This window comes from Allorhizobium borbori (assembly GCF_014196535.1).
In the GTDB taxonomy this organism is placed as follows: Bacteria; Pseudomonadota; Alphaproteobacteria; order Rhizobiales; family Rhizobiaceae; genus Ectorhizobium; species Ectorhizobium borbori.
Genome location: NZ_JACIDU010000001.1, coordinates 406,400 through 431,909, shown reverse-complemented (window position 1 = coordinate 431,909; position 25,510 = coordinate 406,400). Strand labels below are relative to the sequence as shown.

The 25,510-nt window shown below is 62.6% G+C and carries 17 protein-coding genes and 1 tRNA gene; 8 read left to right on the top strand and 10 right to left on the bottom strand.

Annotation, left to right across the window (positions count from 1 at the left end; all coding sequences use genetic code 11):
• Nucleotides 1-18 precede the first annotated feature (18 nt).
• Nucleotides 19-95: transfer RNA gene (locus GGQ66_RS02050), tRNA-Met, on the top strand.
• Nucleotides 96-183: 88 nt separating this feature from the next.
• Here the strand turns inward: GGQ66_RS02050 and GGQ66_RS02045 are convergent.
• The 5 genes from GGQ66_RS02045 to GGQ66_RS02025 form a co-directional block, all read right to left on the bottom strand.
• Complete coding sequence (locus tag GGQ66_RS02045; RefSeq protein ID WP_183788857.1) at nucleotides 184-1,707, bottom strand: alkaline phosphatase family protein; 1,524 nt, start codon at nucleotides 1,705-1,707, stop codon at nucleotides 184-186.
• A gap of 91 nt (nucleotides 1,708-1,798) precedes the next feature.
• Complete coding sequence (locus GGQ66_RS23235; protein ID WP_210287152.1) at nucleotides 1,799-3,115, bottom strand: ABC transporter permease; 1,317 nt, start codon at nucleotides 3,113-3,115, stop codon at nucleotides 1,799-1,801.
• Entirely contained in the window at nucleotides 3,112-4,026 is a 915-nt protein-coding gene (locus GGQ66_RS02035) for an ABC transporter permease (protein ID WP_183788855.1), read from the bottom strand. The genes GGQ66_RS23235 and GGQ66_RS02035 overlap by 4 nt, the downstream gene beginning before the upstream one ends.
• The gene (locus GGQ66_RS02030) at nucleotides 4,023-5,126 is read right to left on the bottom strand and encodes an ABC transporter ATP-binding protein (RefSeq protein WP_183788853.1); all 1,104 of its coding nucleotides are present in this window, start codon (nucleotides 5,124-5,126) and stop codon (nucleotides 4,023-4,025) included. The genes GGQ66_RS02035 and GGQ66_RS02030 overlap by 4 nt, the downstream gene beginning before the upstream one ends.
• 104 nt (nucleotides 5,127-5,230) lie before the next feature.
• On the bottom strand, nucleotides 5,231-6,370 hold the full coding sequence (locus GGQ66_RS02025; RefSeq protein ID WP_183788851.1) for an extracellular solute-binding protein: 1,140 nt from the start codon (nucleotides 6,368-6,370) through the stop codon (nucleotides 5,231-5,233).
• Nucleotides 6,371-6,592: 222 nt separating this feature from the next.
• On the opposite strand from GGQ66_RS02025, the gene pdxR reads away from it, so the two are divergent.
• The 5 genes from pdxR (at nucleotide 6,593) to GGQ66_RS02000 (ending at nucleotide 15,301) form a co-directional block, all read left to right on the top strand.
• Nucleotides 6,593-8,086 (top strand): MocR-like pyridoxine biosynthesis transcription factor PdxR, encoded by a 1,494-nt coding sequence (gene pdxR / locus GGQ66_RS02020; protein ID WP_183788849.1) that lies wholly within the window; start codon nucleotides 6,593-6,595, stop codon nucleotides 8,084-8,086.
• 171 nt (nucleotides 8,087-8,257) lie between these two features.
• On the top strand, nucleotides 8,258-9,385 hold the full coding sequence (locus GGQ66_RS02015) for a TIGR03364 family FAD-dependent oxidoreductase (protein ID WP_183788847.1): 1,128 nt from the start codon (nucleotides 8,258-8,260) through the stop codon (nucleotides 9,383-9,385).
• Nucleotides 9,382-10,158: a phosphonoacetaldehyde hydrolase gene (gene phnX, locus GGQ66_RS02010; protein WP_183788845.1), complete on the top strand. Its 777-nt coding sequence runs from the start codon at nucleotides 9,382-9,384 to the stop codon at nucleotides 10,156-10,158. The genes GGQ66_RS02015 and phnX overlap by 4 nt, the downstream gene beginning before the upstream one ends.
• 89 nt (nucleotides 10,159-10,247) lie before the next feature.
• Nucleotides 10,248-14,363, top strand: coding sequence for a response regulator (locus GGQ66_RS02005; protein WP_183788843.1), 4,116 nt, complete (start codon nucleotides 10,248-10,250; stop codon nucleotides 14,361-14,363).
• On the top strand, nucleotides 14,363-15,301 hold the full coding sequence (locus tag GGQ66_RS02000) for a GGDEF domain-containing response regulator (RefSeq protein WP_183788841.1): 939 nt from the start codon (nucleotides 14,363-14,365) through the stop codon (nucleotides 15,299-15,301). The genes GGQ66_RS02005 and GGQ66_RS02000 overlap by 1 nt, the downstream gene beginning before the upstream one ends.
• Before the next feature lie 3 nt (nucleotides 15,302-15,304).
• Here GGQ66_RS02000 and GGQ66_RS01995 read toward each other — a convergent pair whose 3' ends face one another.
• Nucleotides 15,305-15,766 carry an Lrp/AsnC family transcriptional regulator gene (locus tag GGQ66_RS01995; protein WP_183788840.1) on the bottom strand — a complete coding sequence of 154 codons (462 nt, stop codon included), beginning with the start codon at nucleotides 15,764-15,766 and terminating at the stop codon, nucleotides 15,305-15,307.
• A gap of 176 nt (nucleotides 15,767-15,942) precedes the next feature.
• Between GGQ66_RS01995 and putA the strand changes: the two genes are divergently transcribed.
• Nucleotides 15,943-19,623: a trifunctional transcriptional regulator/proline dehydrogenase/L-glutamate gamma-semialdehyde dehydrogenase gene (putA, locus tag GGQ66_RS01990; RefSeq protein WP_183788838.1), complete on the top strand. Its 3,681-nt coding sequence runs from the start codon at nucleotides 15,943-15,945 to the stop codon at nucleotides 19,621-19,623.
• Nucleotides 19,624-19,801: 178 nt separating this feature from the next.
• Nucleotides 19,802-21,193: a hypothetical protein gene (locus GGQ66_RS01985; protein ID WP_183788836.1), complete on the top strand. Its 1,392-nt coding sequence runs from the start codon at nucleotides 19,802-19,804 to the stop codon at nucleotides 21,191-21,193.
• 57 nt (nucleotides 21,194-21,250) lie between these two features.
• On the opposite strand, the gene efeO (GGQ66_RS01980) is transcribed toward GGQ66_RS01985, so the two are convergent.
• From efeO (GGQ66_RS01980) to efeU, 4 genes are read right to left on the bottom strand one after another with little or no spacing between them, the layout of a single operon-like run.
• The gene (gene efeO, locus GGQ66_RS01980) at nucleotides 21,251-22,069 is read right to left on the bottom strand and encodes an iron uptake system protein EfeO (RefSeq protein ID WP_183788834.1); all 819 of its coding nucleotides are present in this window, start codon (nucleotides 22,067-22,069) and stop codon (nucleotides 21,251-21,253) included.
• A gap of 31 nt (nucleotides 22,070-22,100) precedes the next feature.
• Nucleotides 22,101-23,420 (bottom strand): iron uptake transporter deferrochelatase/peroxidase subunit, encoded by a 1,320-nt coding sequence (efeB, locus tag GGQ66_RS01975; protein ID WP_183788832.1) that lies wholly within the window; start codon nucleotides 23,418-23,420, stop codon nucleotides 22,101-22,103.
• A 4-nt stretch (nucleotides 23,421-23,424) separates the two neighbouring features.
• On the bottom strand, nucleotides 23,425-24,591 hold the full coding sequence (efeO, locus tag GGQ66_RS01970; protein WP_183788830.1) for an iron uptake system protein EfeO: 1,167 nt from the start codon (nucleotides 24,589-24,591) through the stop codon (nucleotides 23,425-23,427).
• Between the two features lie 2 nt (nucleotides 24,592-24,593).
• Nucleotides 24,594-25,439 (bottom strand): iron uptake transporter permease EfeU, encoded by an 846-nt coding sequence (gene efeU / locus GGQ66_RS01965; RefSeq protein ID WP_183788828.1) that lies wholly within the window; start codon nucleotides 25,437-25,439, stop codon nucleotides 24,594-24,596.
• Nucleotides 25,440-25,510: the final 71 nt, after the last annotated feature.

Below are 25,510 nucleotides of genomic sequence, written 5' to 3'. Positions count from 1 at the left end.
CATGCTTCCAATATATAACGCGGGGTGGAGCAGCCCGGTAGCTCGTCAGGCTCATAACCTGAAGGCCGCAGGTTCAAATCCTGCCCCCGCAACCACTGTTATCAAACAAGCCCCGTTGCCTGCGCCGCGGGGCTTGTTCCGTTTAACACATAGTCATATCAACTCGGTTGGAATGACGGCGCCCTAACAGCGGGTGCGTTGATGGACCACACCTGCGTCTGCCAACGTCGTCGCCGCCAATGTCTGGTCCAGGTGTCTAGCCCGAAGCGTCAGAAGCTTCTCCGCATAGGCAAGCCGGATCTTCAGATAGTCCGCATCCTCGGCCCTGTTTTCCAGCTCGCCCATGTCTTTCTTCAGATCGAACAGTACCGGCGGCAGGCCGGCGAAGTGGACGTATTTGAAATGGTCGTCGCGGATGACCGAGAGGTTGCACAGGCTGGATGGCAGCCCGAAATGCGTTTCCGCCACGCCATTCTCGATGTCGCGGAAATCATACTCGAAGAAGGCCGCATCACGCCATGGGACCGGGTTCCGCCCTTCGACGAACGGGAGCAGTGATGCGCCATCGACGTGGTTTTCCGGTTGAACACCCATGCGTTCGCAGAGCGTCGGCATGAGATCTGCCGAGGACGTGAAGTGCGACACGATGCGCCCGGCGCCGGCAGGGCGTGCGGGATCGCGAATGGCGAGCGGTATGTGGTAACTGCCATCAAAGAAGCCGCCTTTTCCGAGCGCCCAGTGTTCACCCATCATTTCCGCATGGTCTGATGTCACGATGACAACGGTGTTTTCCCATTTGTCCCGCGCCTTCAGCATGGTGAAGAGACGCCCGAGCTGCGCGTCCACTTCGGCGATCATGCCGTAATAGATGGCGCGGATCGCGGCGAAATCGTTCGCCCGCCATTCGCTGACCATGCCAGTTGTTCCCGTCATAAAGCTTGACTGCTTCTGTCGCGGGAGTTCGAACGCCAGAAAGGGATGCGCGGCAATCTCCTCGGCGTGGCTTTGCGCGCGCGGCGGTTCCGGGCCGTCCGACGGCTGAAAGAGGCTGTTATAGGGTTCCGGAACGGTAAAAGGCGGGTGCGGGCGCAGGAACGAGATATGAGCAAACCACGGCTTGTCCTGCTCCGCCTCCCAGGTCAGGAATTCGTTGACCAGAAAGGCCGTCTGGGTTTCCTCGGCGCTGTAGACCGGCGGAGCACCGATGGTGCCGACCGGCGCATCGGCCGGGCCATGTGGCAGGGCGGGGTCGACCTTCGTACCCCGCGTTGCCAGCCAGGAAATCCACGGCTTCTCGTGCTCGGGTAGCAGCCGGCGCACGGTGAAGCCGGGCAACACGCCCTCATATGTCGTCAGATGCGGGTCATTGGCCGCCATGCCACGTGGGTCGGGGGCCGTATCTGTGTAGCCGAACAGGGTCGGGTCATAACCGGCGCGGCGTGCGGCCAGTGCGATGGTGTCGAAGCGTGCATCGAGCGGCGAACCGTTGCGGCAGACGCGATGGTTCATCTGGTAAAGGCCGGTATAGATTGATGCGCGCGCGGGTGAGCAGGGGGCCGCACCTGCATAATGCCGGGCAAAAAGCGTGCCCTCGGTTGCAAGCGCATCGAGCGCCGGGGTCTTCACGGTCGGATGGCCGAGCGCGGAAACGCAGTCGCCGCGCCACTGGTCGGCGGTAATCAGCAGAATGTTCGGCTTCATGTCCATGTCCTTGAAGGTTTGTCGTAACGCGGTGCCCCGAATAAGGTCTTCGCGTTACGACAGGTATGAGACAGAATTATAAAAGTGGGGCCGCGGTTCACGGCTTGGGTTGCAATGATCCGGGGTTGAAGGCATTGCCGAAAGGTGAGGGATTGGCCGAAGGAACGGGGGTTGGTGCCGGTGCGGCCTCAGGTGCAAGCGCGCTCGGATTGAACGCGCCACCGAAAGGTGACGGATTGGTTGAAGGCGCCGGCGCGGGGGCTGCACCAGGTGCCAGACCGCCGGGGCTGAAGGCTCCGCCGAAGGGTGAGGGATTGTTGGACGGCTGGGGTGGCGTCGTTGCTGAAGGCTGTTGCAACCGCTTCTGTTCCTCGATGCGCTGGCGCTGCTCCTGAAGAAGGCGTTCCTGCACGGCGCGCTTCTGCTCGATCAGGTCGGCACGGCACGCGCGAGAATCGTGCTCGCTTCCTGCGTAGACGAGGGCAGCGGCGCAGCCGAGGAGAATGATGCCTATGCCGGCGGGATGCGTCAGCCAGCGCGTGACCGGGTTGGTATAGAGGCGGGATCTCGATGCCCGGCCCGTTCGCAGCAATTCCTGCCGGCGATTGTGCGCTTCGTTGATCATCGCGCCGATCAGGGTGACGGCGATGATGATGACGGCCAGCGCGGAAAGCGAGGGGTCGGTTCCGAGACGCACTTTGGATGCCAGCGCAGTGGTGAAGGTGTTGCCGGATAAAATGGTGAAGACGGTGGTGTTGTAGTTCTCGAACGAGGCGAGCAGCGCCATGAAGGCGGCGGAACCGATGGCCGGGCCAAGGAAGGGCATGAGAATCTTGCGAAATGCCTGTCCGGGCGTGGCGCCGAGGTCGAGAGCGGCTTCCGTCAGCGTCGGATCGAAGCGTTGCAGGCGGGCGATGAAGACCAGCATGGCATAGGCGGCGATGAAGGTGACCTGCCCCGCCAGCGTCAGGAATGTGCCATTGTAAAAGATGCCACCATGATCGCCGCCGAACAACCGCCCGACGCTGCCCCAGAAGACGATCGTGGAAATGCCGAGCACGACGCCGGGGACGAGGATCGGGATGATCAGCACGCTGTAGAGCGCGGTTCTGAGGCGCGGGCTGACTTCCGAAAGGGCAAGTGCGCCAGCCAGACCGAGCGGCACGGAGATCGCCACGACGCCGATGCCGATGCCGACGCTGGTGGATAGGCCGGACATCAGCCGCTGGTCGCGGATCAGGGCGCCGAACCAGTCGGTGGTAAAGCATTCCCATGGCGTGATGCGCGGGAACGACGAGGAGTTGAAGGCCGTGATCGTCATGATGATCAGCGGGCCGAACAGGAAGGCGAAGAAGAGAAGCGAGTAGCCGATCGCGAAGAGGCCGCCGCCCGTGCTTTTCGAAGAACCGCTCATCGTCCGATCGCTCCAATGTCGACCTTGAACACCCGCATGACCAGCATGACGAAGAGCATGCAGCACAGGAGCAGGATGGCTGCATAGGCGGAACCACGCTGCCAGTCGCCGGCCTCGTTGAACCACTGGTAGATCACCTGGGTGAACCAGAGGTTGGAAGGGCCACCAAGGATCTGCGGCGCGGCAAGTGCACCGGCGGTGAGCATGAACACCATGGTGGCGCCTGACGCGATGCCCGGTTTGGCAATGGGCAGAACCACGCGCCAATGCACCCGCCACCAGCTTGCACCCATGTCGCGGGCGGCTTCGATCTGGTTGCGGTCAAGCGCTTCCACGGCGTTGTAGATCGGGAAGATCATCAGCAGGATATAGGCGTAGGTCAGGCCGGAATAGAGCGCGATATCGGCGCGGATGAAGTCGATGGGGCTGTCCCAAAGGCCCATACCCATGCCGATGCCGTTCAGAACGCCAGTGGCGCCGAAGATGACGCGGAAAGCGAAGGCGCGCAGGATTTCATTGACCCAGAAGGGCACGATCAACCCGATCACCATCAGGCGGGCCGCCACGCCGCGGGCCGAATGGGCGAGGATGAAGGCGATGGGATAGCAGATCAGGACGTCGATAATGGTGACGAAGACCGCTGCCAGCATGGTCTTGAACAGGACGCCCATGTCCAGAACATTCGCCGATCCATCGGCGCTCTGGAAGAAGGCGGCATAGTTCGAAAGCGTGTAGACATCCTTCGCGCCGCCAATTTCGCTTGGCGGCAGATTATGGCGCAGCGAGAAATCGAACATGGCGATCTGCGGCAGGGCGATCAGGAAGAGAATCCAGAAACCGACCCCGAGACCGACGAAAAGTGCGACACCGAGACCGTGCCGTCCGGCAAATTCCTGCCAGCGTCCCTTCATGCATCCACCTCCGCCATGCTGGAAACGGGCAGGACGGTGGCATTGTCGGGCGAAAAGGCGAGTGTGACGTTTTCGCCCGGCGCAAGCGGTGCGGAAAGTCCGTCGTTGACCCGCGAAATGCGGATCATGGCATTGCCGATGCGCACATGGGCGATGCGGATATTGCCTTCGAACTCTTCTTTCTCAAGTGTGCCGACGATGCGGTTCACGCTGTCGTTATCGCGGGCAAGCATCAGTCGCTCCGGTCGCACGAACAGAATACAGGCATCGCCCGGTTTGTAGTGACGCCCGCCTGCGGCCACGCCATGCAGAAGCCCCGCCGGCGTTTCCAGCGCGGCGTAACCGCTTTCGGCACTGGCAATCTTGCCGGAAAGTGCGTTGTTTTCACCGACGAAGGACGCAACGAAGGCCGTCTTCGGGCGATTGTAGACGGCTTCCGGCGCATCCACCTGTTCGATGACGCCCGTATTCATCACCGCCACGCGGTCCGACATGGTCAGCGCCTCGCCCTGATCGTGGGTGATGTAGATGAAGGTGAGACCCACCCGCTGCTGGATGGCGCGCAATTCGGTGCGCATATGCTGGCGCAGCTTCAGATCAAGCGCAGAAAGCGGTTCATCGAGCAGGAGAATGTCGGGCTCCACGGCCAGCGCGCGGGCAATCGCCACACGCTGGCGCTGGCCGCCGGAAAGTTCATGCACCTTCTTGTCGCCGGTACCGGGCAGCGCGATCATGTCGAGCAGTTCGTCAGCGCGCTTGCGGCGCTCCTTCCTGCCCACGCCGCGCACTTCCAGCGGGAAGGCGATGTTTTCGGCCACGCTCATCAGCGGGAAAAGTGCAAGGTTCTGGAAGATCAGCGCCGTCGGCCGCTTGTTGGGGCTGACATCACGCATGTCCTTTCCGCCGATCAGCACCCGGCCTTCAGTCGGATCGACAAAGCCGGAGACGCAGCGCAGGAGCGTGGTCTTGCCACAGCCGGAAGGTCCGAGAAAGGAGAAGAATTCGCCGCCCTTGATGGTCAGGAAGGCATTATCCACCGCGGTATAGGCGCCGAAGCGGATGGACACGTGATCGAGCACGACGTCTTTGTTGCTGGTCATACGGCCTCTTGACGATGCAAACGGTGCGGGAAACGCCCGCAGTCCGGGCGCTTCCTGTCTCGATACCGGCGGCTTCATGCCGCCGGGTCAAAAGGGCCCGGTCGTCAGGCGCTCAGGAACTTGTTCACGAATTCCGTGCGCTGCGTCACATACCAGGGCATTTCGGCCGGCCAGGCGTTCAGCTTGGCAAGCGCGTCGCCCGGATAGGCATCGGCGAAGTTCTTGGCATAGACCTCGCCACCGAACTTGTCGGCACCGATGACCGGAGAGTTGTAGCCATGCGTCTTGATGGCTTCACCAGCCAGCTTGGCGTCATAGGCGGCATCGATGAAGGCATAGACCTGATCGATGTTCTTGGCGCCGATGGGCAGGGAAAGACCGTCCACCCAGGCCATGGCACCTTCCACCGGAGCGCGGTAGATGACCGGCTCGCCGGCGGTCTTGAGCGCGATCGGCGGGCCATCCCAGGTCTGGCCAACGATGACGCCTTCATTCAGAAGACCGTTCTTCTGGGCATCGGCATCGTTCCACAGAAGTTTCAGGTTCTTCTTCTTGGCAACGGCGATCTCGGTCAGCTTGCCCCAGACCTCCTTCATCTTGTCGGCGTCCTTGTAGGCCGCCCACATGGAGCCGGGCGCGAGTTCGCCGCGACGCTCGAGACCAAGACCGAGGCCGAGCATCACGGAGTGGCCGCGGCCCATGGTCTTGCCGGCATTGGCCTCGTCCCACACGTCGTAGTAGCTTGGGAACTCACCGGCGGGGGTGAACTTGTCGGTGCGCCAGGCGATACCTTCCGTGCCCCAGATATGCGGCAGCCAGTGAACGCCCTTGCCGCCGAAGTTCCAATGGGCTTCACCGAGCGCCATGGCCGGGTTCACCTTGTCGATGGCCACACGCTTCATGTCGAAGGGCTGTAGCAGGCCAAGTTCGGCCCAAAGCGGATTGCGGTTCACGGTGGGCGTCACGATATCGAAACCCTGGCCGTTGGTGGCCTTCATCTTGTTGAGGATTTCGTCGTTGGAGCCGATGCCGGTGAAGTTGATCTTGATGCCGGTCTTGTCCGTGAAGGCCTTGGTGAAGCTTTCCGGCAGGTAGTCGGACCACATCATGATGTTGATTTCGCCGGAGGAGGCGAGCGCCGACGAGCTGATGATCGCGGGCATGGCAAGCCCGGCGCCCGCGGCAGCGGTCGACTTCAGAAGCGTGCGGCGGCCGAGCGGCCTGGAAAGAAGAAGGTGAGACATCGTATTCCCCTTGGTTTGCGGCTTGAGCCGGCTTTGTTGTGATGTCGCGGTCGCGGTATCCGCTCTGACCTTCTCCCGATCAGGCGGGTACGGAAAGGAAGCCTATTTCCGGCTTCGCTTCCACCCGTAGAGCCACGGATTTAAATCTATGGAGCCAGAACGGACTGGACAGTTCCCGGCACGGCGCAATAGGCTGCGCACCTATTCGAAACACGGTCGCCCATGCTCGAACATTTCTTTTCCGCACCGCTCGATCCGGGCCGCAAGTTGCAGCAGCAGATCCAGGAGCGCATCATCGAGGCTATCCTGGCGGGCAGTCTGCCCTCGCACGAGCCGCTGCCGGCGACCCGCATTCTGGCGCGCGATCTGGGCGTTGCCCGCAACACGATCAGCCTCGTCTATGAGCGTCTGGCGGAAGACGGCTACCTGAAACCGGTCAGGCGGCGCGGCTATTTCATCGACGAACGCTATGTCCGCGAGCAGCTCAATCTGAAGCCGGATGGCGGCGGCAAGGGGCTTTTTCCGGTCACGGGAAAGCCGGTCGATTACGCTGCGCGCATTCCCGTCAGCTACAGAAATCAACGCCTCATGCACAAGCCCGCCGACTGGCGGCGCTATTCCTACCCCTTCATTTACGGCCAGCTCATCCCGGATCGCACCTCGGTCAGCCGCTGGCGCGACTGCATCCGTCAGGCCGGCACGGCCGAGCATGTATCGAGCTGGGCGGTCGACCTGATCGACGCGGACGACCCTATGCTGATCGACCAGATCATTCGCCGCGTTCTGCCCAAGCGCGGCTTCCGGGCGGAGCCTGCGGAGGTAATGATCACGGTCGGTGCCCAGCATGCGCTCTTTCTGGCGGCGACGCTTCTCATGCAGGCGGGAACCGTCGTCGGCTTCGAGGAGCCCGGCTATCCCGATGCGCGTAACATCTTCCTGTCACGGGGGGCGAGCATCAAGCCCCAGATGCTTGATGGCAACGGCATGCGGGTGACGGAGGATCTGGCAGGTTGCGAGGTTGTCTGCGTCACACCGGGTCATCAGTCGCCCACCAATGTCACCATGACGCTCGAACGCCGGCTCCAGCTTCTTGCGGCGGCGGAAACCCATGATTTCCTCATCATCGAGGACGATTACGAGCATGAGCTGAATTATGTCGGCAAACAGCGTCCGGCGCTGAAAAGCCTCGATACCAGCGGTCGGGTCATCCACATCGGCAGCCTGTCTAAGCCGCTCTTTCCCGGCTTGCGGCTCGGCTTTGTGGTGGCGCCAAAGCCGCTGATGGAGGAACTGCGAGCGCTGCGCCGGCTCATGTGTCGTCATCCCTCCGCGCTCGACCAGCGGGCCATGGCAATCTTCTTCGCCGACGGTCATTTCGAGGCGCATATCCGTCGCCAGCGCAGCGATCTGGCGCAACGCTGGAAAACCATCCTCAAGGAAATCGACAAGAGCCTGCCCGATTGCGATGTGACGATGACGACCGGTGGTTCCGGCCTGTGGCTGACACTGCCGAAGGGGACGGATGCCCGCCGTCTTGCGGCGGTCGCGGCTGAAAAAGGTGTCCTCGTCGAGCCGGGTGATGCCTGTTACCTACGCGATACGCCACCGCTCAACCGCATCCGCATGGGCTTTGCAGCGATCCCGCGGGAACGCATCGCAGCCGGCATTACGCTTCTGGCCGAGGCGTTGAAGGAGGTCCGGCCACCGGCATCATGATCCCGTTGGAGCCACCCTCGATAAACGATGGGGCCAGAGGGAAGCAACGGTCTGGCGGTCTTGGCCTTTATCACCCGGCCCGATAAACCTTTCGGGGCGAGCGGTTGCGACATGCCTGTGTCATCGAAGGCCGTTACGGCTCGCGTGCAATGGCAGAACAGGACATCGGAAATGGCTCACTACGATCTCGCCGTGGTCGGTGCCGGCATCGTCGGTCTGGCGCATGCGCTGGCGGCCGCCCGCAGGGGCAAGCGTGTCGTTGTCGTGGACAGGGACGCGCAGGCAAACGGCGCTTCGGTTCGCAATTTCGGCTTCGTCACCGTCACCGGTCAGGAAGCAGGCGACTGCTGGGAAAAGGCGCGGCGCGCCCGTGAAGTCTGGGCCGAGGTGGCGGCGGCAGCCCAAATTCCCGTCCTGCTCAACGGACTTGTCCTGACGGCGCGCCTTGAAGAATCCGAAGCGGTTATCGATGCCTTCCTGAAAACGCCGATGGGCGAGAAGTGTCGCAAGATCGGCTATGAGGAAGCGCTCTCCTTCGTCCCGGCGTTGCGCCGCGAGGCGGTACGGGCCGCTCTCTACAGCCCGCATGAGGTGCGCGTGGAATCGCGCACGGCCATTCCGCTGGTTTCCCGTTATCTCGCTGAACGCTATGGTGTCGAATTTCGCTGGCAGACCAGCGTCACGGCGGTTCAGCCACCGAGGATCGAGACCTCGAACGGTCCGATCGAAGCCGAAACAGCGGTGATCTGCCCCGGTGACGATTTCAGCGGCCTGTTCCCCGAACGCATTGCCACCTACAGGGCAACGCGCTGCAAGCTGCAGATGCTGCGCATCAGGCCCGGGGCGCCGGTTTCCTTCAAGACCGCCGTCCAGTCCGATCTCGGCCTTGGCCGCTATCTCGGCTATTCGATGCTGCCGGAAGCCGTGGCGCTGAAGGCACGGCTTGACGTGGAGATGAAGGCGGAGCGTGAGAACGGCATCCACCTCATCGTCACCCAGTCAGCCGATGGTTCCTTCGTCGTGGGCGACAGTCACCATTATGCCGCAACGCCCGATCCCTTCGCCAGCGAGGCGGTCGACAAGCTCATTCTCGATGAGTTCGACGCGGTGCTCGACTTGCCGGGCCGGACGATCAGCGAGCGCTGGGTCGGCACCTATGCCGCAGCGGCGAACTGGCGCTTTACCGACAAGCCCGCCGACGCGATCCGCATCGCGATCGTCACCGCCGGTTGCGGCGCATCCACCGCCTTCGCCATTGGCGAGGAAACCATTGCCGATCTTTATGGAGACGCCGCATGACCCGCTTCAAGGCCGTTGTTTTCGATTGGGCCGGAACGATCATCGATTTCGGTTCCTTCGCCCCGATGGGCGCTTTCGTGGAAACCTTCGCCAAGTTTGGCGTCGAAACCTCGATTGCCGATGCCCGCAAGCCGATGGGTCTGCCGAAACGGGCGCATATCGCCGCCATGCTGGCCGAGCCGGATATTGCCGCCCGCTGGCAGGCGGCACAGGGTTCCGCTCCCGATGAAGCCGCCATCGATGCCGTTTATGCGCTCTTTGTGCCGCTCAACGAGGAAGTCGTCACCAATTACTGCACGTTGATACCCGGCGCGCTGGAGGCGATCAATGATTGCCGGGCCAGGGGCATGAAGGTGGGCTCGACCACGGGCTACACCCGCTCCATCATGGAGCGGGTTCTTCCTCTGGCGAAGGAACAGGGTTATGAGCCGGATAATCTCATTTGCGCCGACGATCTGCCCTTCGGCCGCCCGACACCCTATGGCATGTACAAGTGCTTCCTCGATCTCGGCGTCTTCCCCGCCAGCGCGGTCATCAAGGTGGACGATACCGAACCGGGCATTGCGGAAGGGGTGGCGGCTGGCTGCCTGACGGTCGGCCTGACGCTCTCCGGCAACGAGGCCGGCCTGACACCCGAAGAACTCTCCGCCCTTTCACCGGAAGCACGCAAAGCCCTGCACGACAAGGTTGCGGAAAAGCTTCTGGCCGCGGGTGCCGACTACGTCATCGAGACGGTGGCCGATCTTCCCGCCCTGATTGAGACGCTCGAATAACCCTGTGGCTTTATGGGTCAGAAAGCCTAGACCGCCGTTATCCGTCTCTTTAAGGTTTATCCCTAGATTCCGGCTAAACGGAGCATCTTGTGGATCAGCAATACGGACTATGGCGGTTCTGGCGGAACGGCGCGGCAAGGTTGCCGTCGCTGAGGTTATGTATTGCCGGTGTTATCCTTCTCGTGCTGCTGCCAACGCTCGGCGTGGTAGCGATCACGCTTTTCAACGCCGGTCTGTCCTATCGCGACGGATCGGTCAGCCGTATGATGGAAACCGCCCATGTGGTGGCGCAGTCTGTCGAAAGCGAACGGGATTCAGCCTCCCGCATGATCCGCGCCTATGCGCTGATGACGGGCCATTCCGCCAGCGAGGAGGCGGAGCGGCGGTGGCTGTCGCAGTCCTTCGGCGATGGTGAGTTTCACCAGGTTCTCATCCGCCGTCAGGGAACGGATTTCACCGTTGTCTCGGGTGCTCCGGGCGAGGAGCTCGCAGGGCTTGCCCGTGCCGCTGCACGCAAGGGCGAACCACAGCTTTCCAATCTCATCTCCAGTGCGGAAAACCCCCGCCCCAGCATCGCCTTGGCGGTGGCCGCTCCCGAAAACGCCGAAGGCATGGTCGAGGTGGACCTCATCGTCGTACGGCCGGATGCACTCATGCGCCCGCTCGCGCGGCAGGGCGCGGCGAGCCAGTCGGTCACGCTGGCGGTGACGGATGGCAGCGGCCGCATCATCGGCCGTTCGCGCGATGCGGAGAAGTTTCTCGGTCGACCGGTGCCGGATTGGCAGGCGCTCATGGCGCTCGGCACCAGTTCCGGCCTGTTCGAGGCGCGTACCATCGAGGGCCAGAAGATCGTCTTTGCCTTCCAGCGCATTGCCGGTACGCCGGGTTGGGTGGCCGTGGTGGGCGAACCGCTCACCCTTTTCAACAGCCGCTGGCAGAAGCCTATTGCCGTTATGGCGGCAGCCTCCGCAGCGACGATTTTTGTCGCCTCCCTTCTGGCCTGGCTTCTGGTGCGCAACATTCTGAAGCCTATCCGCCTTCTGGCGGACCATGCCAGGCTGGTTTCCAGCACGCGAGGCGAAGGTGAGGCTGTCGATGTACCGCCTTCCTACGTTGCCGAATTCGAAACCCTGCGCCAGAGCCTGGCGGCTTCCGAAGCGGAACTGCGCCGTTCGATAGCCGAAAGCCGGGCAGCCGAACAAGCGGCGGAAAAGAGCCTTGCCGCCATGCGCAGGGCCGAACGTCTGGCCCGTATCGGAAGCTGGACGCTCAATCTTGAAACCCTCGAGTTCAATTCCTCGGACATGCTCCATGTGCTCAATGGTGCGGATCCCAACGGCCCGGCGGTGACGGTCAATGACCTGCAACGGCTGACCTCGCCGGAGGATTTCGAGCGTATCAACGCAGCGATGGACAACTGCATCGCAAACGGTGAGCCCTACCGTCTGGAAGTGACGCATCTGCGCGAGGATGGATCGCACTTCCCCGCCATGCTGCGCGGCGGGCCTGTCTTTGGCGAGAATGGCGAACTCATTGCTCTTGCCGGCACGGTGCAGGACGTGAGCGAGCGTCACGAGCAGATGGCGCGACTGGCGATGCTGGCAGACAATCTGCCGAGTGGCGCGGTCCTCCGTCTTGAGCGTGGCGCGACCGGAAAACTGGTGGTGAGTTACATAAGCGCGGGCATCGAGAAGATGACCGGTGTTCCGCCGGGCGAAATGATCGACAGTCGCGAGAGCCTGCTGGGGCTGATGGTATCGGAGGACCGGACCGCCTATGAGACGGCGCTGGCGTCGTTCATCGACCGTGGCGATACCTTCAATCACGAATTCCGCGTAAACGCCCGCGATGGCCGCCTCGTCTGGCTGCGCCTGCGGGCTGCGCGTCACGATCTTCTGGATGGCCGTACCGTCTGGGACGGCATCCTGCTGGATATTACAGCCGAAAAAGCTTCCGCCCAGGCGCTGGAAGCGGCCAAGGAAAAGGCGGAGGATGCCGAGCGCGCCAAGAGCGACTTCCTCGCCACGATGAGTCACGAGATCCGCACGCCGATGAACGCCGTCATCGGCATGACGCGGTTGACGCTTCAGACCGACCTGACAGCCAAGCAGCGCAATTATCTCGAAAAGATCGACACATCCGCCCGCCTTCTGCTCGGCATCATCAACGACATCCTCGATTATTCGAAGATCGAAGCCGACGGCATGAAGCTGGAGCAGACGGATTTCACGCTGGAATCGGTTCTGGAATCGGTTTCTGTCATCACCGCTCTGCGCGCGGAAGAAAAGCAGCTCGAGGTGATCTTCTCCGTGGCACCGGATGTGCCGCCGGTCATCATCGGTGATCCGCTCAGGCTTGGGCAGGTGCTGACCAATCTCGTTTCCAACGCGGTGAAATTTACCGAAAAGGGTGAAATCGCCATTTCGGTGGAAACGGTGCCGGGTGCGAAAAAGCCGATGCTTCGCTTTGGTGTGCGCGACACCGGCATTGGTCTCGAAGCCGACCAGATTGCCCGCCTCTTCCGTCCCTTCAGCCAGGCCGAACGGGCCACGAGCCGCAAATATGGTGGTACCGGTCTCGGTCTGGCCATCAGCAAACGGCTGGTGGAGATGATGGGCGGCGAAATCGGCGTGACGAGCGAACCGGGTGTTGGCACCACCTTCAGCTTCACCATGGCAGCGCCGCCTGCCATCCAGACCCGTCCGGCGACAGCCATTCCCGAACGTCTCAAGGGCAAGCGGGTACTGATCGTCGATGATAATGAAAGCGCCCGCATGGCGCTGGCCGAGATGCTCAACGGTCTGGGCGTCGAGATCGACGTGCGCGCTTCCGGCATGGAGGCGTTGGCCCTGTTGCATGAACGGGCGCTGGCCAACCGGCCCTTCGACGTGGTGCTGATGGACTGGCGAATGCCGCATCTCGACGGTTTGGAAACTGCCCGCCGCATGCGCGCCGATGGTGCGCTGGCAAAAATGCCGGCGGTTCTGATGGTGACGGCCTATGGCCGCGAAGAGATTTTGCAGGGTGCGGAGCAGGTCGGTTTGCAGGGTGTCCTGATCAAGCCGGTCACGCAGTCGGTCATGTACAACACCATGCTCGACCTTCTGGTTCCTGCGGATGGCAACGAGCAGCCCGCCATGCCAGCAACGGGCACGGATGTTGCCGCTGACATGCGCATATCACTGTCCGGTCGCCGGGTTCTGCTGGCCGATGACAATGCGCTGAACCGCGAGGTTGCGACCGATTTTCTCCACGCGGTCGGTATGGTGGTCGAAACGGCCTGCAACGGTGCCGAGGCTCTGGAAAAACTTGCGGCCGGCAATTTCGATGTCGTTCTTCTCGATGTGCACATGCCGGTCATGGGCGGTTTGGAAGCTGCCCGCGAAATCCGTCGTAATCCGGTCTGGGCCGGCCTTCCGGTAATCTCGCTGACTGCCCAGGCAAGCCAGGAAGATCGGCAGGCCAGCCTTGACGCGGGCATGACCGCCCACCTGACCAAGCCCATCGACGAGACTGCACTCTATAGCACGCTGGCCGATGTGTTGAGCGCCGGCGACGTGATCGACGGTGCGGGGAGCCCTGTGCCGGCATTTGTCGACCCTGAACACCCGGCCACGCCCGTTGACCTGCCCGCCATTCTCCGGCGCTTCAACGGTAACGAAGAGCGCGTAAGGCGCTTGCTTCAGGGCTTTACGCGTGATTTTGCCGATGTGCCGGTCACGCTGGACCGCCTTCTGGCGGCGAAGGACCTGGACAGCATAGCGATGCTGGCCCACCAGATGAAGGGCAGCGCCGCCTATCTCGAAGCGAAGACATTCTGCAGGATTGCGGCAAGACTGGAAACTGCGGCCCGCGACGGTGACGGCACGGCAGTTTCCGCGCAAGCCGGCGGTTTCCGTGACCGGCTTGTCGAGCTTCTTGCTGCCGTGAACGCAATCTCCGCATCGCTGATGCTCGTTGCAACGGTGCCGGCGGGTGGCGATGTGCAGAGGTTGATCGCAGACGCCAAACCCCTTGTGGAGTCCGGGGATTATGCGGCAATGTCTCTTCTGGAGGGCATTGCCACGCAGCTTGCGGGCGATGCGGCGCAGGCGCTGGTGCGAAAAGTACAGGCATATTTCGAGGATCTGGAACTTGTCGCCGCACTGGATGCGCTTGAGCAACTCGAGCGGATGGTGACGGGAACAGGAGGGGTGGCCCCTTGATGACGAGCGTAAACGAAGCGACCGCCTCCCGGCTTCCAACCGTCCTGATCGTCGATGACGACCGCGTCAACCGTGCGGCGCTTGCCGAAGCCCTCCAGTCAGACTGTCGCCTGCTTTTGGCCAAGGATGGCGAGAGCGCCCTGCAAAGGTTGCGGGAAGAGGATGTCAGTCTGGTCCTCCTCGATATTTCCATGCCGGGCATGGACGGCTACGAGGTGCTCCATCTCATCAAGTCCGATCCGCAACGGGCCGATCTCGGCGTGATCTTCATCACCGGCCAGGCCAGCGAGGCGGATGAAGAGCGTGGCCTTTTGCTTGGCGCGGCGGATTACATCACCAAGCCGGTTCGCCCGACGATCGTGCGCGCCCGCGTCAACATTCATCTGAAACTCGCCGCCCAGCGCCGCGAACTCGAACGGCTTTCGCGTGAGGACTGGCTGACGGGACTGGCGAATCGCCGTTCCTTCGAGGAGGCTTTTGCCCGTGCCATCCGGGGAGCCATGGAGCATGACCAGCCCATCGGCGTTGCTCTGCTCGATGTCGATCATTTCAAGCAGTTCAACGATCGCTACGGCCACGCGGAGGGCGACCGTGCCCTGCAGGCCGTGGCCCGCGTGCTTGCGGAGATGACCGGGCGAAGCGGCGAAATTGCCGCGCGGTATGGCGGCGAAGAATTCGTTCTGCTGAAGTCGGGACCGCATGATTTGGCGGCCTTCCTCGATGAAGTGCGCACAAAGGTTACGGGTCTCGGCATTCTCCACGAAGCCTCCGCCACGGCAGGTGTTTTGACCGTCAGCCTGGGCGGAGTCGTTGCGCAGGCGGCGGGGCTCGATACGCCGGCCGCCCTGCTGCGTCGGGCGGATGAACTGCTCTATACCTCCAAGCGTGACGGGCGAAACCGGGTCACCGTCGCGGAGTACGTGCCGGCGGCAGGCTGAACCTCAGGATTCCTTCACCGATTGCATGACGACAGAGGTCGATGTGCTCGCCACATGCGGCAGGCTGGAGATCTTTTCGCCCAGCACCTCGCGATAACGGCGAATGTTCTGGGTGCGCACCTTGAGCAGATAGTCGAAGCGCCCCGCGATCATGTGACACTCCTCCACCTCGCGGATTTTCCGCACGGCCCGGTTGAATTCTCGTAGTGCATCCTCGCGTGTATCCGTCAGTTTCACCTCCGCGAAGGCGACGTGATCGAGGCCGAGCTTCTGGGTGTTCAGCACCGCTCGGAAGCCGAGAATGAAGCCTTCTTCCACCAGACGTTTGAACCGCGCCGTCACCGGCGTTTTCGAAAGCCCGACCTTTTCGGAAAGCTCGGTAATCGAAATCCGCCCGTCTTCCACGACGGCGTCGAGTATTTTCAGGTCGAATGGGTCAAGTTCGCCATCTTTTGACTGATCCATGGTGAAATTCACTTCATATGGCATTATGTTTGGCTTCAAAGCCTACAAAAGATACCAATCAAAGTCCATCATTCCCGCGAAGATCGGGTATTCTTTATCCATAAAGCTCGAGCGCCGAAAAGCCGCCGGATGAACCGGCAGGACGCGCTCCTTTCTCCAGGATTCGGGACATGGACATGACGAACACATCAGGACATACCGCCAGACCCTTCGCCGATTTCGCCCCGCCGGTTTCGCCGCGAACGACCCTGCGCGCGGCCATCACCGCCGCTTACCGCCGGCCCGAGGTCGAGTGCCTCAGGCCGCTTCTGGAAGCCGCTTCGTTGCCGCGGGAGCAGCGCAACCAGATCCGCGAGACCGCTCGCGGTCTGATCGTGGCGTTGCGTGCCAAGCACAAGGGCACGGGCGTCGAAGGGCTGGTGCAGGAATATGCGCTTTCCAGCCAGGAGGGCGTGGCGCTGATGTGCCTTGCCGAAGCGCTGCTGCGCATTCCCGACGACGCCACCCGCGATGCGTTGATCCGTGACAAGATCTCCGAAGGCGACTGGAAGTCCCATATCGGCGGCGGTCGTTCGCTTTTCGTCAATGCCGCTACCTGGGGCCTCGTCGTCACAGGCAAACTGACCGGCACCGTCAATGACAGCAGCCTTTCGGCAGCGCTCACCCGCATCATCGCACGCTGCGGCGAACCGGTCATCCGCCGCGCCGTCGACATGGCCATGCGCATGATGGGCGAGCAGTTCGTGACCGGCGAAACCATCGAGGAAGCGCTGAAGCGGGCGAAGGTGCGCGAGGCGCAGGGTTTCCGCTATTCCTATGACATGCTCGGGGAAGCCGCGACCACGGCTGCCGACGCCGCCCGCTACTATCGCGACTACGAGCAGGCCATCCACGCCATCGGCAAGGCTTCCGACGGGCGCGGCATCTATGACGGCCCCGGCATTTCCATCAAGCTTTCGGCGCTGCACCCGCGCTACACCCGCGCGCAGCCGCAGCGGGTGATGAACGAGCTTCTGCCCGCCGTGAAGGCGCTGATGCAGATCGCGAAATCCTACGACATCGGCGTCAACATCGACGCTGAGGAAGCCGACCGGCTGGAGCTTTCCCTCGATCTTCTGGAAGTATTGGCGCTCGACCCCGATCTCGCCGGCTGGGATGGTCTGGGCTTCGTGGTGCAGGCCTATGGCAAGCGTTGCCCCTTCGCCATTGATTTCATCGTGGATCTCGCCCGTCGCGCCGGACGTCGCATCATGGTGCGTCTGGTGAAGGGCGCCTATTGGGATTCGGAAATCAAGCGAGCCCAGATCGACGGGCAGGCCGATTTCCCGGTCTACACCCGCAAGGTCCACACCGACGTGTCCTATGTCGCCTGCGCGAAGAAGCTTCTGGCCGCCACCGATGCCGTCTTCCCGCAATTCGCGTCGCACAATGCCCAGACGTTGGCAACGATCTACCACCTCGCGGGTCCGGATTATCACGTCGGTAAATACGAGTTCCAGTGCCTGCACGGCATGGGTGAGCCGCTTTACGAGGAGGTCGTCGGTCCTGACCGGCTGAACCGTCCGTGTCGCATCTATGCCCCGGTTGGCACCCATGAGACGCTGCTCGGTTATCTCGTGCGTCGCCTGCTGGAAAACGGTGCGAACTCCTCCTTCGTCAACCGCATCGCCGACCCCACGGTTACGGTGGACGATCTGACTGTCGATCCGGTCGATCGTGTGCACGCCATGCCGGAACCCGGCGCACGCCACGACAGGATCGCCCTGCCGAAGGACCTGTTCGGTGCGGGGCGCCGCAATTCGGATGGTTACGATCTCTCCAACGAGGATACGCTGGCCTTTCTGGGGCGGGAATTTGCCGCAAGCACCGGCAAGGCATGGGTGGCGCCGCCCGCTCTGGCCGATGCCTCGATGGAAGGCGAGACGCGCCCGGTTCTCAATCCCGCCGATCACACGGATATCGTTGGCAGCGTTACGGAGGTCTCGGAAGATACCGCCCGCAGGGCCGTGTCGCTTGCCGCCACCATCGGTATCGACTGGGCCGGCGTTTCGGTGAAGGATCGCGCCGGCATTCTCGACCGTGCCGCCGATCTATACCAGCAGAACATGCCGGCGCTGATGGCGCTGGCCGTGCGTGAGGCCGGCAAGTCGATCCCCAACGCCATTGCCGAAGTGCGTGAAGCTATCGACTTCCTGCGTTACTATGCCGAACAGGCGAAGCTGACGCTGGGTCCGGTTCACAGGCCGCTCGGTCCCGTGGTTTGCATCAGCCCCTGGAACTTCCCGCTGGCGATCTTCACCGGTCAGATTGCCGCCGCCCTCGTCGCCGGCAACCCGGTTCTCGCCAAGCCCGCCGAGGAAACGCCACTGATTGCGGCCGAGGCCGTGCGCCTTCTCCATGAGGCCGGCATTCCGCGCTCGGCACTGCAACTCCTGCCCGGCGATGGTCGTGTCGGCGCGGCCCTCGTCGCAGCGCCGGAAACGGCGGCGGTGATGTTCACCGGTTCGACCGAAGTCGCCCGCCTCATCCAGAAGGTACTGGCCGATCGCGTGTCTGCTGCCGGCAAGCCGGTGCCGTTGATTGCCGAAACCGGCGGCCAGAATGCCATGATTGTCGATTCCTCCGCACTTGCCGAACAGGTGGTCTTCGACGTCATCGCCTCGGCCTTCGATAGCGCTGGCCAGCGCTGCTCGGCACTGCGTGTGCTGTGCATTCAGGAGGACGTTGCGGATCGCACGCTCGGTATGCTCAAGGGTGCGCTGAAGGAGCTTTCCATCGGCCGCACCGACCGCATCGATGCCGATATCGGCCCGGTCATCACGGCGGAAGCGCAGGGCATCATCGAGGCGCATGTGGAGCGCATGCGCGCCGCCGGTTGCCCGGTCGAGCGTTTCCCGCTGCCACCGGAAACGGCGAAGGGCACCTTCGTTGCTCCGACCATCATTGAAATCCGCTCCCTGGCTGATCTGAAACGCGAGGTCTTCGGCCCTGTCCTGCATGTGCTTCGCTACCGGCGCGGTGATCTTGACCGGGTGATCGACGAGATCAACGGCACGGGGTATGGCCTCACCTTCGGCCTGCACACCCGTCTGGACGAAACCATCGCCCATGTGACGGGCCGTGTCCGCGTCGGCAATGTCTATGTGAACCGCAATGTCATCGGTGCCGTTGTCGGCGTCCAGCCCTTCGGCGGACGCGGTCTTTCCGGCACGGGTCCGAAGGCGGGCGGGCCGCTCTATCTCGGGCGACTGGTCACGGTGGCTCCGGTGCCGCCGAAGCACGGCTCTATCCACACCGATGCCGCCGCCGTGGATTTCTCCGGCTGGCTGCGCCGCAAGGGTAATCTTCAGGCTGCCGATACGGTGCGTCAGCAGGCAAGCGCCTCGGGCCTCGGGCTTGAGCGCGAATTGCCGGGCCCGGTCGGCGAGAAGAATCTCTATGCGCTTCATCCGCGTGGCCGCATTCTCGTCGTGCCGCACACCGAAGCCGGGCTTTACGGCCAGATCGGCGCGGTGCTCGCCACCGGCAATATGGCGGTTGTCGATAAAGCAGCCGGGTTGGAAAAGTGCCTCGTGGGCCTGCCGGCAAGCGTTGCCGCGCGGATCGAATTCACCGTCGACTGGGAAAAGGATGGTCCCTTCGCCGCAGCGCTGGTTGAGGGTGAGGCAGATGCGGTCCGCACGGTCTGTCAGAGGGTGACGACGCTTGCCGGGCCGCTGGTCACGGTCCATGCCGCCACGAGCGAAGCCGCTGCTCATGAGGATGGCTGGACGCTGAACTGGTTGCTGGAAGAGGTCTCGACAGCCATCAACACGGCCGCCGCCGGCGGCAATGCCAGTCTGATGTCCATCGGCTGACGGTCGTTTTTGGTGACGACAAAAGGCGCGCTTCGGCAGGAAACGCGCCTTTTTTGCAACAGCGAAGTAATGGACCGGACCTTTATTTCGCAAATGCGAAATAAACATTGAGCGGCGTGAAAGACTGTGCTTTGAAGGCCGAAAGTCGCAACCGGCGTTTCCCGCTCAAGTGTTTGCCATGTCCTCTCTTGCCCGTTCTCTCTCGGCTGTCTCCAAGAGCCTTATCCTGTGCCTTGCCGTCGCCGTGCTTCTGGCGAGCATCGGCGGGTTGAAGGGCGCATCGGATGTGGCCGTGGCAGCGCTCGGGCTTTTCGTCGTTCTCGAATGGCGCAACCTGCCGCGTCTGGCGCGGCTGTTTTCGGTGGGTGCGGTCGTGGCCGTCGCCGCCGTTCTGCTGCTGAAGCCGGATGCGGCAGCTCAGATGATCGCCGCCATGCGCCAGAGTACGACATTTGCCTGCCTGCTCGCGATGCTTGGTGTATTGCGCTATCCCGCTCGCCGGTCGAGGCTGGTGGCGAAGGCGGCGGCCTGGCTGGTAACCCGCAAACCGCGCCATGCCTATACCGCGCTCAGCGTCGGTGGCCACTTCCTGAGCCTCCTGTTTAACGTCGGCATCCTGCCACTTATCGGAGACATGATCCGCAAGGCGGGCGGGCGTTTCGAGGAAGGTCAACCCGGGCGCGAGATGATGCTGGGCGGCATGCGTGGCATGTCGCTGATGACGATCTGGTCGCCCATGGGCCTTGGCTTCGCCATCGTCACGACTTCCACCGCCGGTCTCGATCCCGTGAAGTTTCTGTTCGTTGCGTTTGCGGCGGCGATGGCTCTTCTGGCGATCAACTGCCTTACGACGGAGCCGGTCGACGCCGAACGCCCGGAAGAGGAGACGGCTGAAGCACAGGCTCTCTCCGTCATGCCGCTGCTTCAGATCACGGCGGCCTGCGCCCTGCTGATGGTGATGACCATCGTGCTGCACACGATCCTGAACGTCAGTTTCGTCGTCGCGACAATCCTCATCCTGCCGGTCTTCAGCGTCGCCTGGCTTTTGCTCGAGGGCGAGGAGAACCATGTCTCCGCAAGCCAGACCCTTCGGACGGGCCTGCGCGGCATCTTCGCCACTCTTTCGGACATGCGCACGGAAGCGACCTTTTTTGCGGCCGCCACGCTGATCGGCGCCGCGCTCACGCTGTTCATCTCCGCCATTCCCGGCTGGGATTCGATTGCCGAGAGCCGGGATTTGGGCCTGCCGATCCTGATTTTCTGTCTTCTTGCGATCCCTGTCACGGCCGCCGTCGCCATTCCTCACACCATCGTCGTCGTGCTGGTCGCCCAGCTTTTTGGCCATAGCCCGCTTGGTGCGACCCACCCCATGGCGCTGGCGTTGACCCTGACGATCGGCTGGGCGCTCGCTATCGCCGTTTCACCCATCAGCGCCACGACGCTGATCACCGCCGCCCAGGCCGGGGTGAAAAGCCACATCGTCGGCCTTGTCTGGAACCGTCGCTACGTGCTCATCCAGACCTCGGTCGCGCTTCTGATTGTCTCCGCGACCTATGTCGCAGGCATCTGAAAACGAAAAACCCCGGCACGGGCCGGGGTTCTCGATGGTTAAAATGCCGCGATCGTCTCAGTCGAGACCAAGCTTGCCGCGAAGCGTCGAAAGGTCTTCGGCCAGCGTGTTGACGGCGGTGGAGAGAACCTTGCGGTCGTCTTCCGTCAGCTTCTCGTAGGTCACGTAACCGTCGCCTTCCTTGTACTTGGCAAGGATGGTATCGACCTTGGCGAAGTTGGCATCGACCGTCTTGAGGAACGCGCCTTCCTTCTTCTCGATCAGCGGGCGCACCAGCTCGACGATCTTGTAGGCGCCATCGAAATTGCCACGGAAGTCCCAGAGATCGGTGTGGCTGTAGCGGTCTTCCTCACCGGAAATCTTGGTCGCGGCCACTTCTTCCATCAGCACGGCCGCACCGCCCACCACCTTTTCCGGCGGGAAGGTCAGGTCGTTGATGCGCTTGGAAAGCTCGGTCACGTCGGCCAGAAGCTTGTCGGCGACCGGGCCGAGTTCGGCGGTCGAGTTCTTCTCCCAAAGGCCGTATTCGATGCGGTGGAAGCCGGGGAATTCCGGGTCTGCCTCGGCCTTTTCATAGTCGTCGGCGCGCGAATCGATTGCGACGTCGAGATCGCTGAAGAGTTCGGCGATGGGCTCGATGGCTTCGTAGGAAAGGCGGGTCGGAGCGAAAAGCGCCTTCGCCTTGGCCACGTCACCGGCCTTCACGGCGGCGGTGAAGGCGGTCGTGTCCTCGACCAGCTTTTCCAGCTTTTCGGAAACGTAGATCTTGTACTCGGCAATCGGCTCGACGAGGTCGAGCGTCGCGCTCTCGGCAAAGGCCGAGGTGGTGAGGAAGAAGGAAAGCGCCGTTGCGCCGAAAAGATGCTTGATGGTCATGTCTTGGTCTCCAAGCGGGTTTAAAGGGGTTTCAGGGCGCTTTGCGCACGGCAGCGATCAATGTGCTGCCGAGGTAGTCCGAGGCATCACGAACACCGGGCAGCGTGTAGAAATACCCACCGCCAATCGGCTTGATGTATTCCTCCAGCGGCTCGCCATCGAGCCTGCGCTGCACGGTGATGAATCCTTTTTCCAGATCACCCTGATAACAGATGAACAGCAGGCCCTGGTCGAGCTGGCCGGACTTGGTGACCCCGTTTGAATAGTTGAACGGGCGGCGCAGGATGGTATTTTCCGCAGCAGCGGGGGTGCGGTCATTGGCCAGCCGGATGTGCGAATCGAGCGGCGTCAGCTTGCCTTCCGGGTCAGCGGCATAATCGGGCGTGGCGAACTCGCCGGCCTCCGGCTTGTCCAGCGGAGCGCCACCCATCTTCGTGCGGCCGAAAATGCGCTCCTGCTCCTTGAGCGGCGTGCGGTCCCAGCGTTCCACGAAATTGCGGATGATACGTACGGCCTGATAGGCGCCGCCAACGGCCCATTCCGGCTCGCCCCGGCCCGCACCGACCCAAACGACCCTTTCCATCACGGCCTCGTCACCCGAATCCGGATTGGCGGTGCCGTCGCGGAAGCCGAGATAGTTGCGGGCGCTTTCGGCTACGCCACCTAGCGGCGGCAGGATCACCGGAACATTGCCCTCCTGCTTCCATTTCAGGGTGAGGTGCCTGGAGGTGTTCTTGATGATGTCGCGCAGCGCATGGATCGTGGTGTCCTGCGTGTTGGCGCAGATCTGGATGGTGATGTCGCCGTGGCAGAGCGCTGCATCGAGCGCATCGTTGGGAAATTTCTTCATGCGCGAGAGATGGCGCGGCTTGAGCGGCTTCAGCCATTCCCGGCCGTCGAACAGCGAGGAGCCGAGCGAAACCGTGATGGTCAGCGCATCGGGCTTCACCACCGGGCCCACAATGCCGGAATCGGCCGGCGGCAGGCGTGGATCAAGCTCCGGTAACGTACCGCCTTCGGTCAGGAAGGCGATACGGTTGGTGATGAGCTTCAGAAGGGCTTCCAGATCGTCCGGTGTCTCGGCGATGACGTCGAAGGCGGCGATCATGCCGTTTGCCGGGCGCGGCGTGGTGATCCCGGCCTGATGTTTGCCGAAGAAAGGAACGCGATCCTCGGCGGAAGCGACATTGGCCACCGGCGCATCGGTCATGTGGCGGGCGGGCGCGGTTGCGGCCTGGGCAGCAGCACCGGCAAAGGGGCAGCCGAAGGCGGCAAGACCAAGGCCTTTCAGAACCTGCCGGCGATTTTCGTCGACGGAAGCGGACGCATCTGCAAGACGATCCCGGGACATGGGCTTACTCCATTCCAATGGCTGTGTTGATGGTTTCGATGCGCTCGGCGAGCGTTGTGAAGGCGGCCGAGAGCTTTTTGCGGGTTGCCGTGTCCACCGTCTGGTAGGAAGCGTTGCCGCTCATGACCAGCGCCGCGCGCGTATCGGCAAAGCCATCCTTCACCGCCTTGGCCACATCCGGCTTGGCGACCTCGATCAGCGGGTAGAGCAGCGAAACGCTCTTCTCCATGCCGTCGAGATTGGCGGTGAAATCGGCGAGATCGGTAAAACCGTAGCGGTTGTCACCGTTCGGAACCGTGTCCTCGGCCAGCCGGCGCGCCTGCCGGGCCGCGCTCGTGGCCAAGTCCTCGGGTACGAGTTTCATTTCCTTCAGGCGGGCCTTCAGCGCGGTCACATCGGCAACGAGAGCGTCTGCGAAGGGAGCAAGCCCGTCGGTCGAGTTCAGGCTGTAGAGGCCGTATTCGATGCGGTGGAAGCCGGCGAAGCCCGGATCGTCCTCCCGCTTCTCGAAATAGGCGGCGACGGGATCGATGCGGTTTTCGAGGTCGGCAATGCGACTGCTGACGCTTTCGATGCGCTTGTAGGGCAGGCGGGCGGCCACATAGGCGAGGCGGGCGCCATTGAGATCACCGGCCTTGATCGCGTCGGCGAGCTTTTGCGTGTCCTTCACCAGTGCGGAGGATTGTAGGCCGATATAGACCCGGTATTCCGACAGCGGGCCGATGAAGGCCTTGAGCGGCGGCTTGGTCTTCTCGGCCTCGGAGGAGGCCGAAGGCGTGACCGTCAACGTGCCGCGCGGGTTGGACAGCAGGCCGCAGGCGATTTCAAACGTTCCGGGATTGAGCTTGGCCGTTAGCGACGAACGGAAGCCCGGCGCGATGTTTTCGCGCTCCTCGACCACCATCACACCATCGAGAATTTCCCATTCGAGCGTGCGGTCTGACGCGTTGACGATCTCGAAGGTGGTACGACCGGCGGGAACCGTCAGCGTGTTCGGTTCGCAACCTTTGGCATTGACCGTGACCGTGTAGACGGCGCCCTTTTCCGGTCCCTTTGCCGTCTTGGCTGCATAATAGAACAGCGTGCCACCGGCGACGGCCAGTGCCGCCGCACCGGCAACGGCAAGCGGCATGAGGCGTGACGGGCGGGTGGCGGAACCGGGATTCGACATGATCAGACCTTTGCGGAGCCGTTGACGGTCGCTTTCGCAGCCGGTGCGGGCTCAGGCTTGAGAAAGAGGGTAAGCGTGATGGCGAGGAAGGCGATCCAGACAATGACTTCGCCGAGCGTCGGTGCGTCGTGATAGTTGAAGATGCCGGAGAGGATCGTACCGGTAAGACTGGAGACCGGCAGCACGGTCGTCAGATCATAAACGGTCGATTGGAGCCCGTTCCACAGGCCGGCCTCATGCAGGTTGCGCAAGACGCTTGCCAGAAGACCGGCGGCGACGATGAGGATGAACACGCCCGTCCAGCTGAAGAAGCGGCGCAAATTGATGCGGATACCGCCGTAGTAGAGCACGAAGCCGAGCGCGGTGGCGACGACAACGCCAGCCAGCGCGCTGAGCGGCGCAGCCGGGCCAGGGCTCTGCTGGAAGATGGCCAGCAGGAAGAAGATGGATTCCAGTCCCTCGCGCGCCACGGCGAAGAAGGCCATGCCGATCAGCGCCCAGGCCGTGCCGTGGTCGGCTCCCATGGCCTGATCGATGGAATGGTGCAGGTCCGACTTGATCGAGCGCGCTGCCTTGCGCATCCAGAACACCATCGAAACCAGAACCACGACCGCCACCAGTCCGACGATGGCCTCAAACAGTTCCTGTGCCTTTTGCGGAAACTCGGCGCTGACGAGTTGCAGGGCGGCGCCCGTGAACAGCGAAAGCGCCACGGCCAGAAAAATGCCGACCCAGACCGCCGGAAGCCACGCGCCACGGCCCGTCTGCCGCAGGTAGCTGGCGATGATGCTGGTAACGAGTGCGGCTTCGATGCCTTCCCGCAGCATGATCAGAAACGGTGCCAGCAAGGGTGTCTCCTTCAAGGCGCTCAAAGTGGGGTAACGGTGTCAGGAAATACGCCCGGTCACATTTTCGTGCA

Bases quoted from the DNA above. Each gene is read 5' to 3' on its own strand.
- GGQ66_RS02045 (WP_183788857.1), bottom strand. From the start codon at position 1,707: ATGGACATGAAGCCGAACATTCTGCTGATTACCGCCGACCAGTGGCGC.
- efeO (WP_183788834.1), bottom strand. From the start codon at position 22,069: ATGACCATCAAGCATCTTTTCGGCGCAACGGCGCTTTCCTTCTTCCTC.
- GGQ66_RS23235 (WP_210287152.1), bottom strand. From the start codon at position 3,115: ATGAGCGGTTCTTCGAAAAGCACGGGCGGCGGCCTCTTCGCGATCGGC.
- GGQ66_RS02000 (WP_183788841.1), top strand. From the start codon at position 14,363: ATGACGAGCGTAAACGAAGCGACCGCCTCCCGGCTTCCAACCGTCCTG.
- pdxR (WP_183788849.1), top strand. From the start codon at position 6,593: ATGCTCGAACATTTCTTTTCCGCACCGCTCGATCCGGGCCGCAAGTTG.
- GGQ66_RS02030 (WP_183788853.1), bottom strand. From the start codon at position 5,126: ATGACCAGCAACAAAGACGTCGTGCTCGATCACGTGTCCATCCGCTTC.
- efeB (WP_183788832.1), bottom strand. From the start codon at position 23,420: ATGTCCCGGGATCGTCTTGCAGATGCGTCCGCTTCCGTCGACGAAAAT.
- GGQ66_RS01995 (WP_183788840.1), bottom strand. From the start codon at position 15,766: ATGGATCAGTCAAAAGATGGCGAACTTGACCCATTCGACCTGAAAATA.
- putA (WP_183788838.1), top strand. From the start codon at position 15,943: ATGACGAACACATCAGGACATACCGCCAGACCCTTCGCCGATTTCGCC.
- phnX (WP_183788845.1), top strand. From the start codon at position 9,382: ATGACCCGCTTCAAGGCCGTTGTTTTCGATTGGGCCGGAACGATCATC.
- GGQ66_RS02025 (WP_183788851.1), bottom strand. From the start codon at position 6,370: ATGTCTCACCTTCTTCTTTCCAGGCCGCTCGGCCGCCGCACGCTTCTG.
- efeO (WP_183788830.1), bottom strand. From the start codon at position 24,591: ATGTCGAATCCCGGTTCCGCCACCCGCCCGTCACGCCTCATGCCGCTT.
- GGQ66_RS02015 (WP_183788847.1), top strand. From the start codon at position 8,258: ATGGCTCACTACGATCTCGCCGTGGTCGGTGCCGGCATCGTCGGTCTG.
- GGQ66_RS02035 (WP_183788855.1), bottom strand. From the start codon at position 4,026: ATGAAGGGACGCTGGCAGGAATTTGCCGGACGGCACGGTCTCGGTGTC.
- GGQ66_RS01985 (WP_183788836.1), top strand. From the start codon at position 19,802: ATGTCCTCTCTTGCCCGTTCTCTCTCGGCTGTCTCCAAGAGCCTTATC.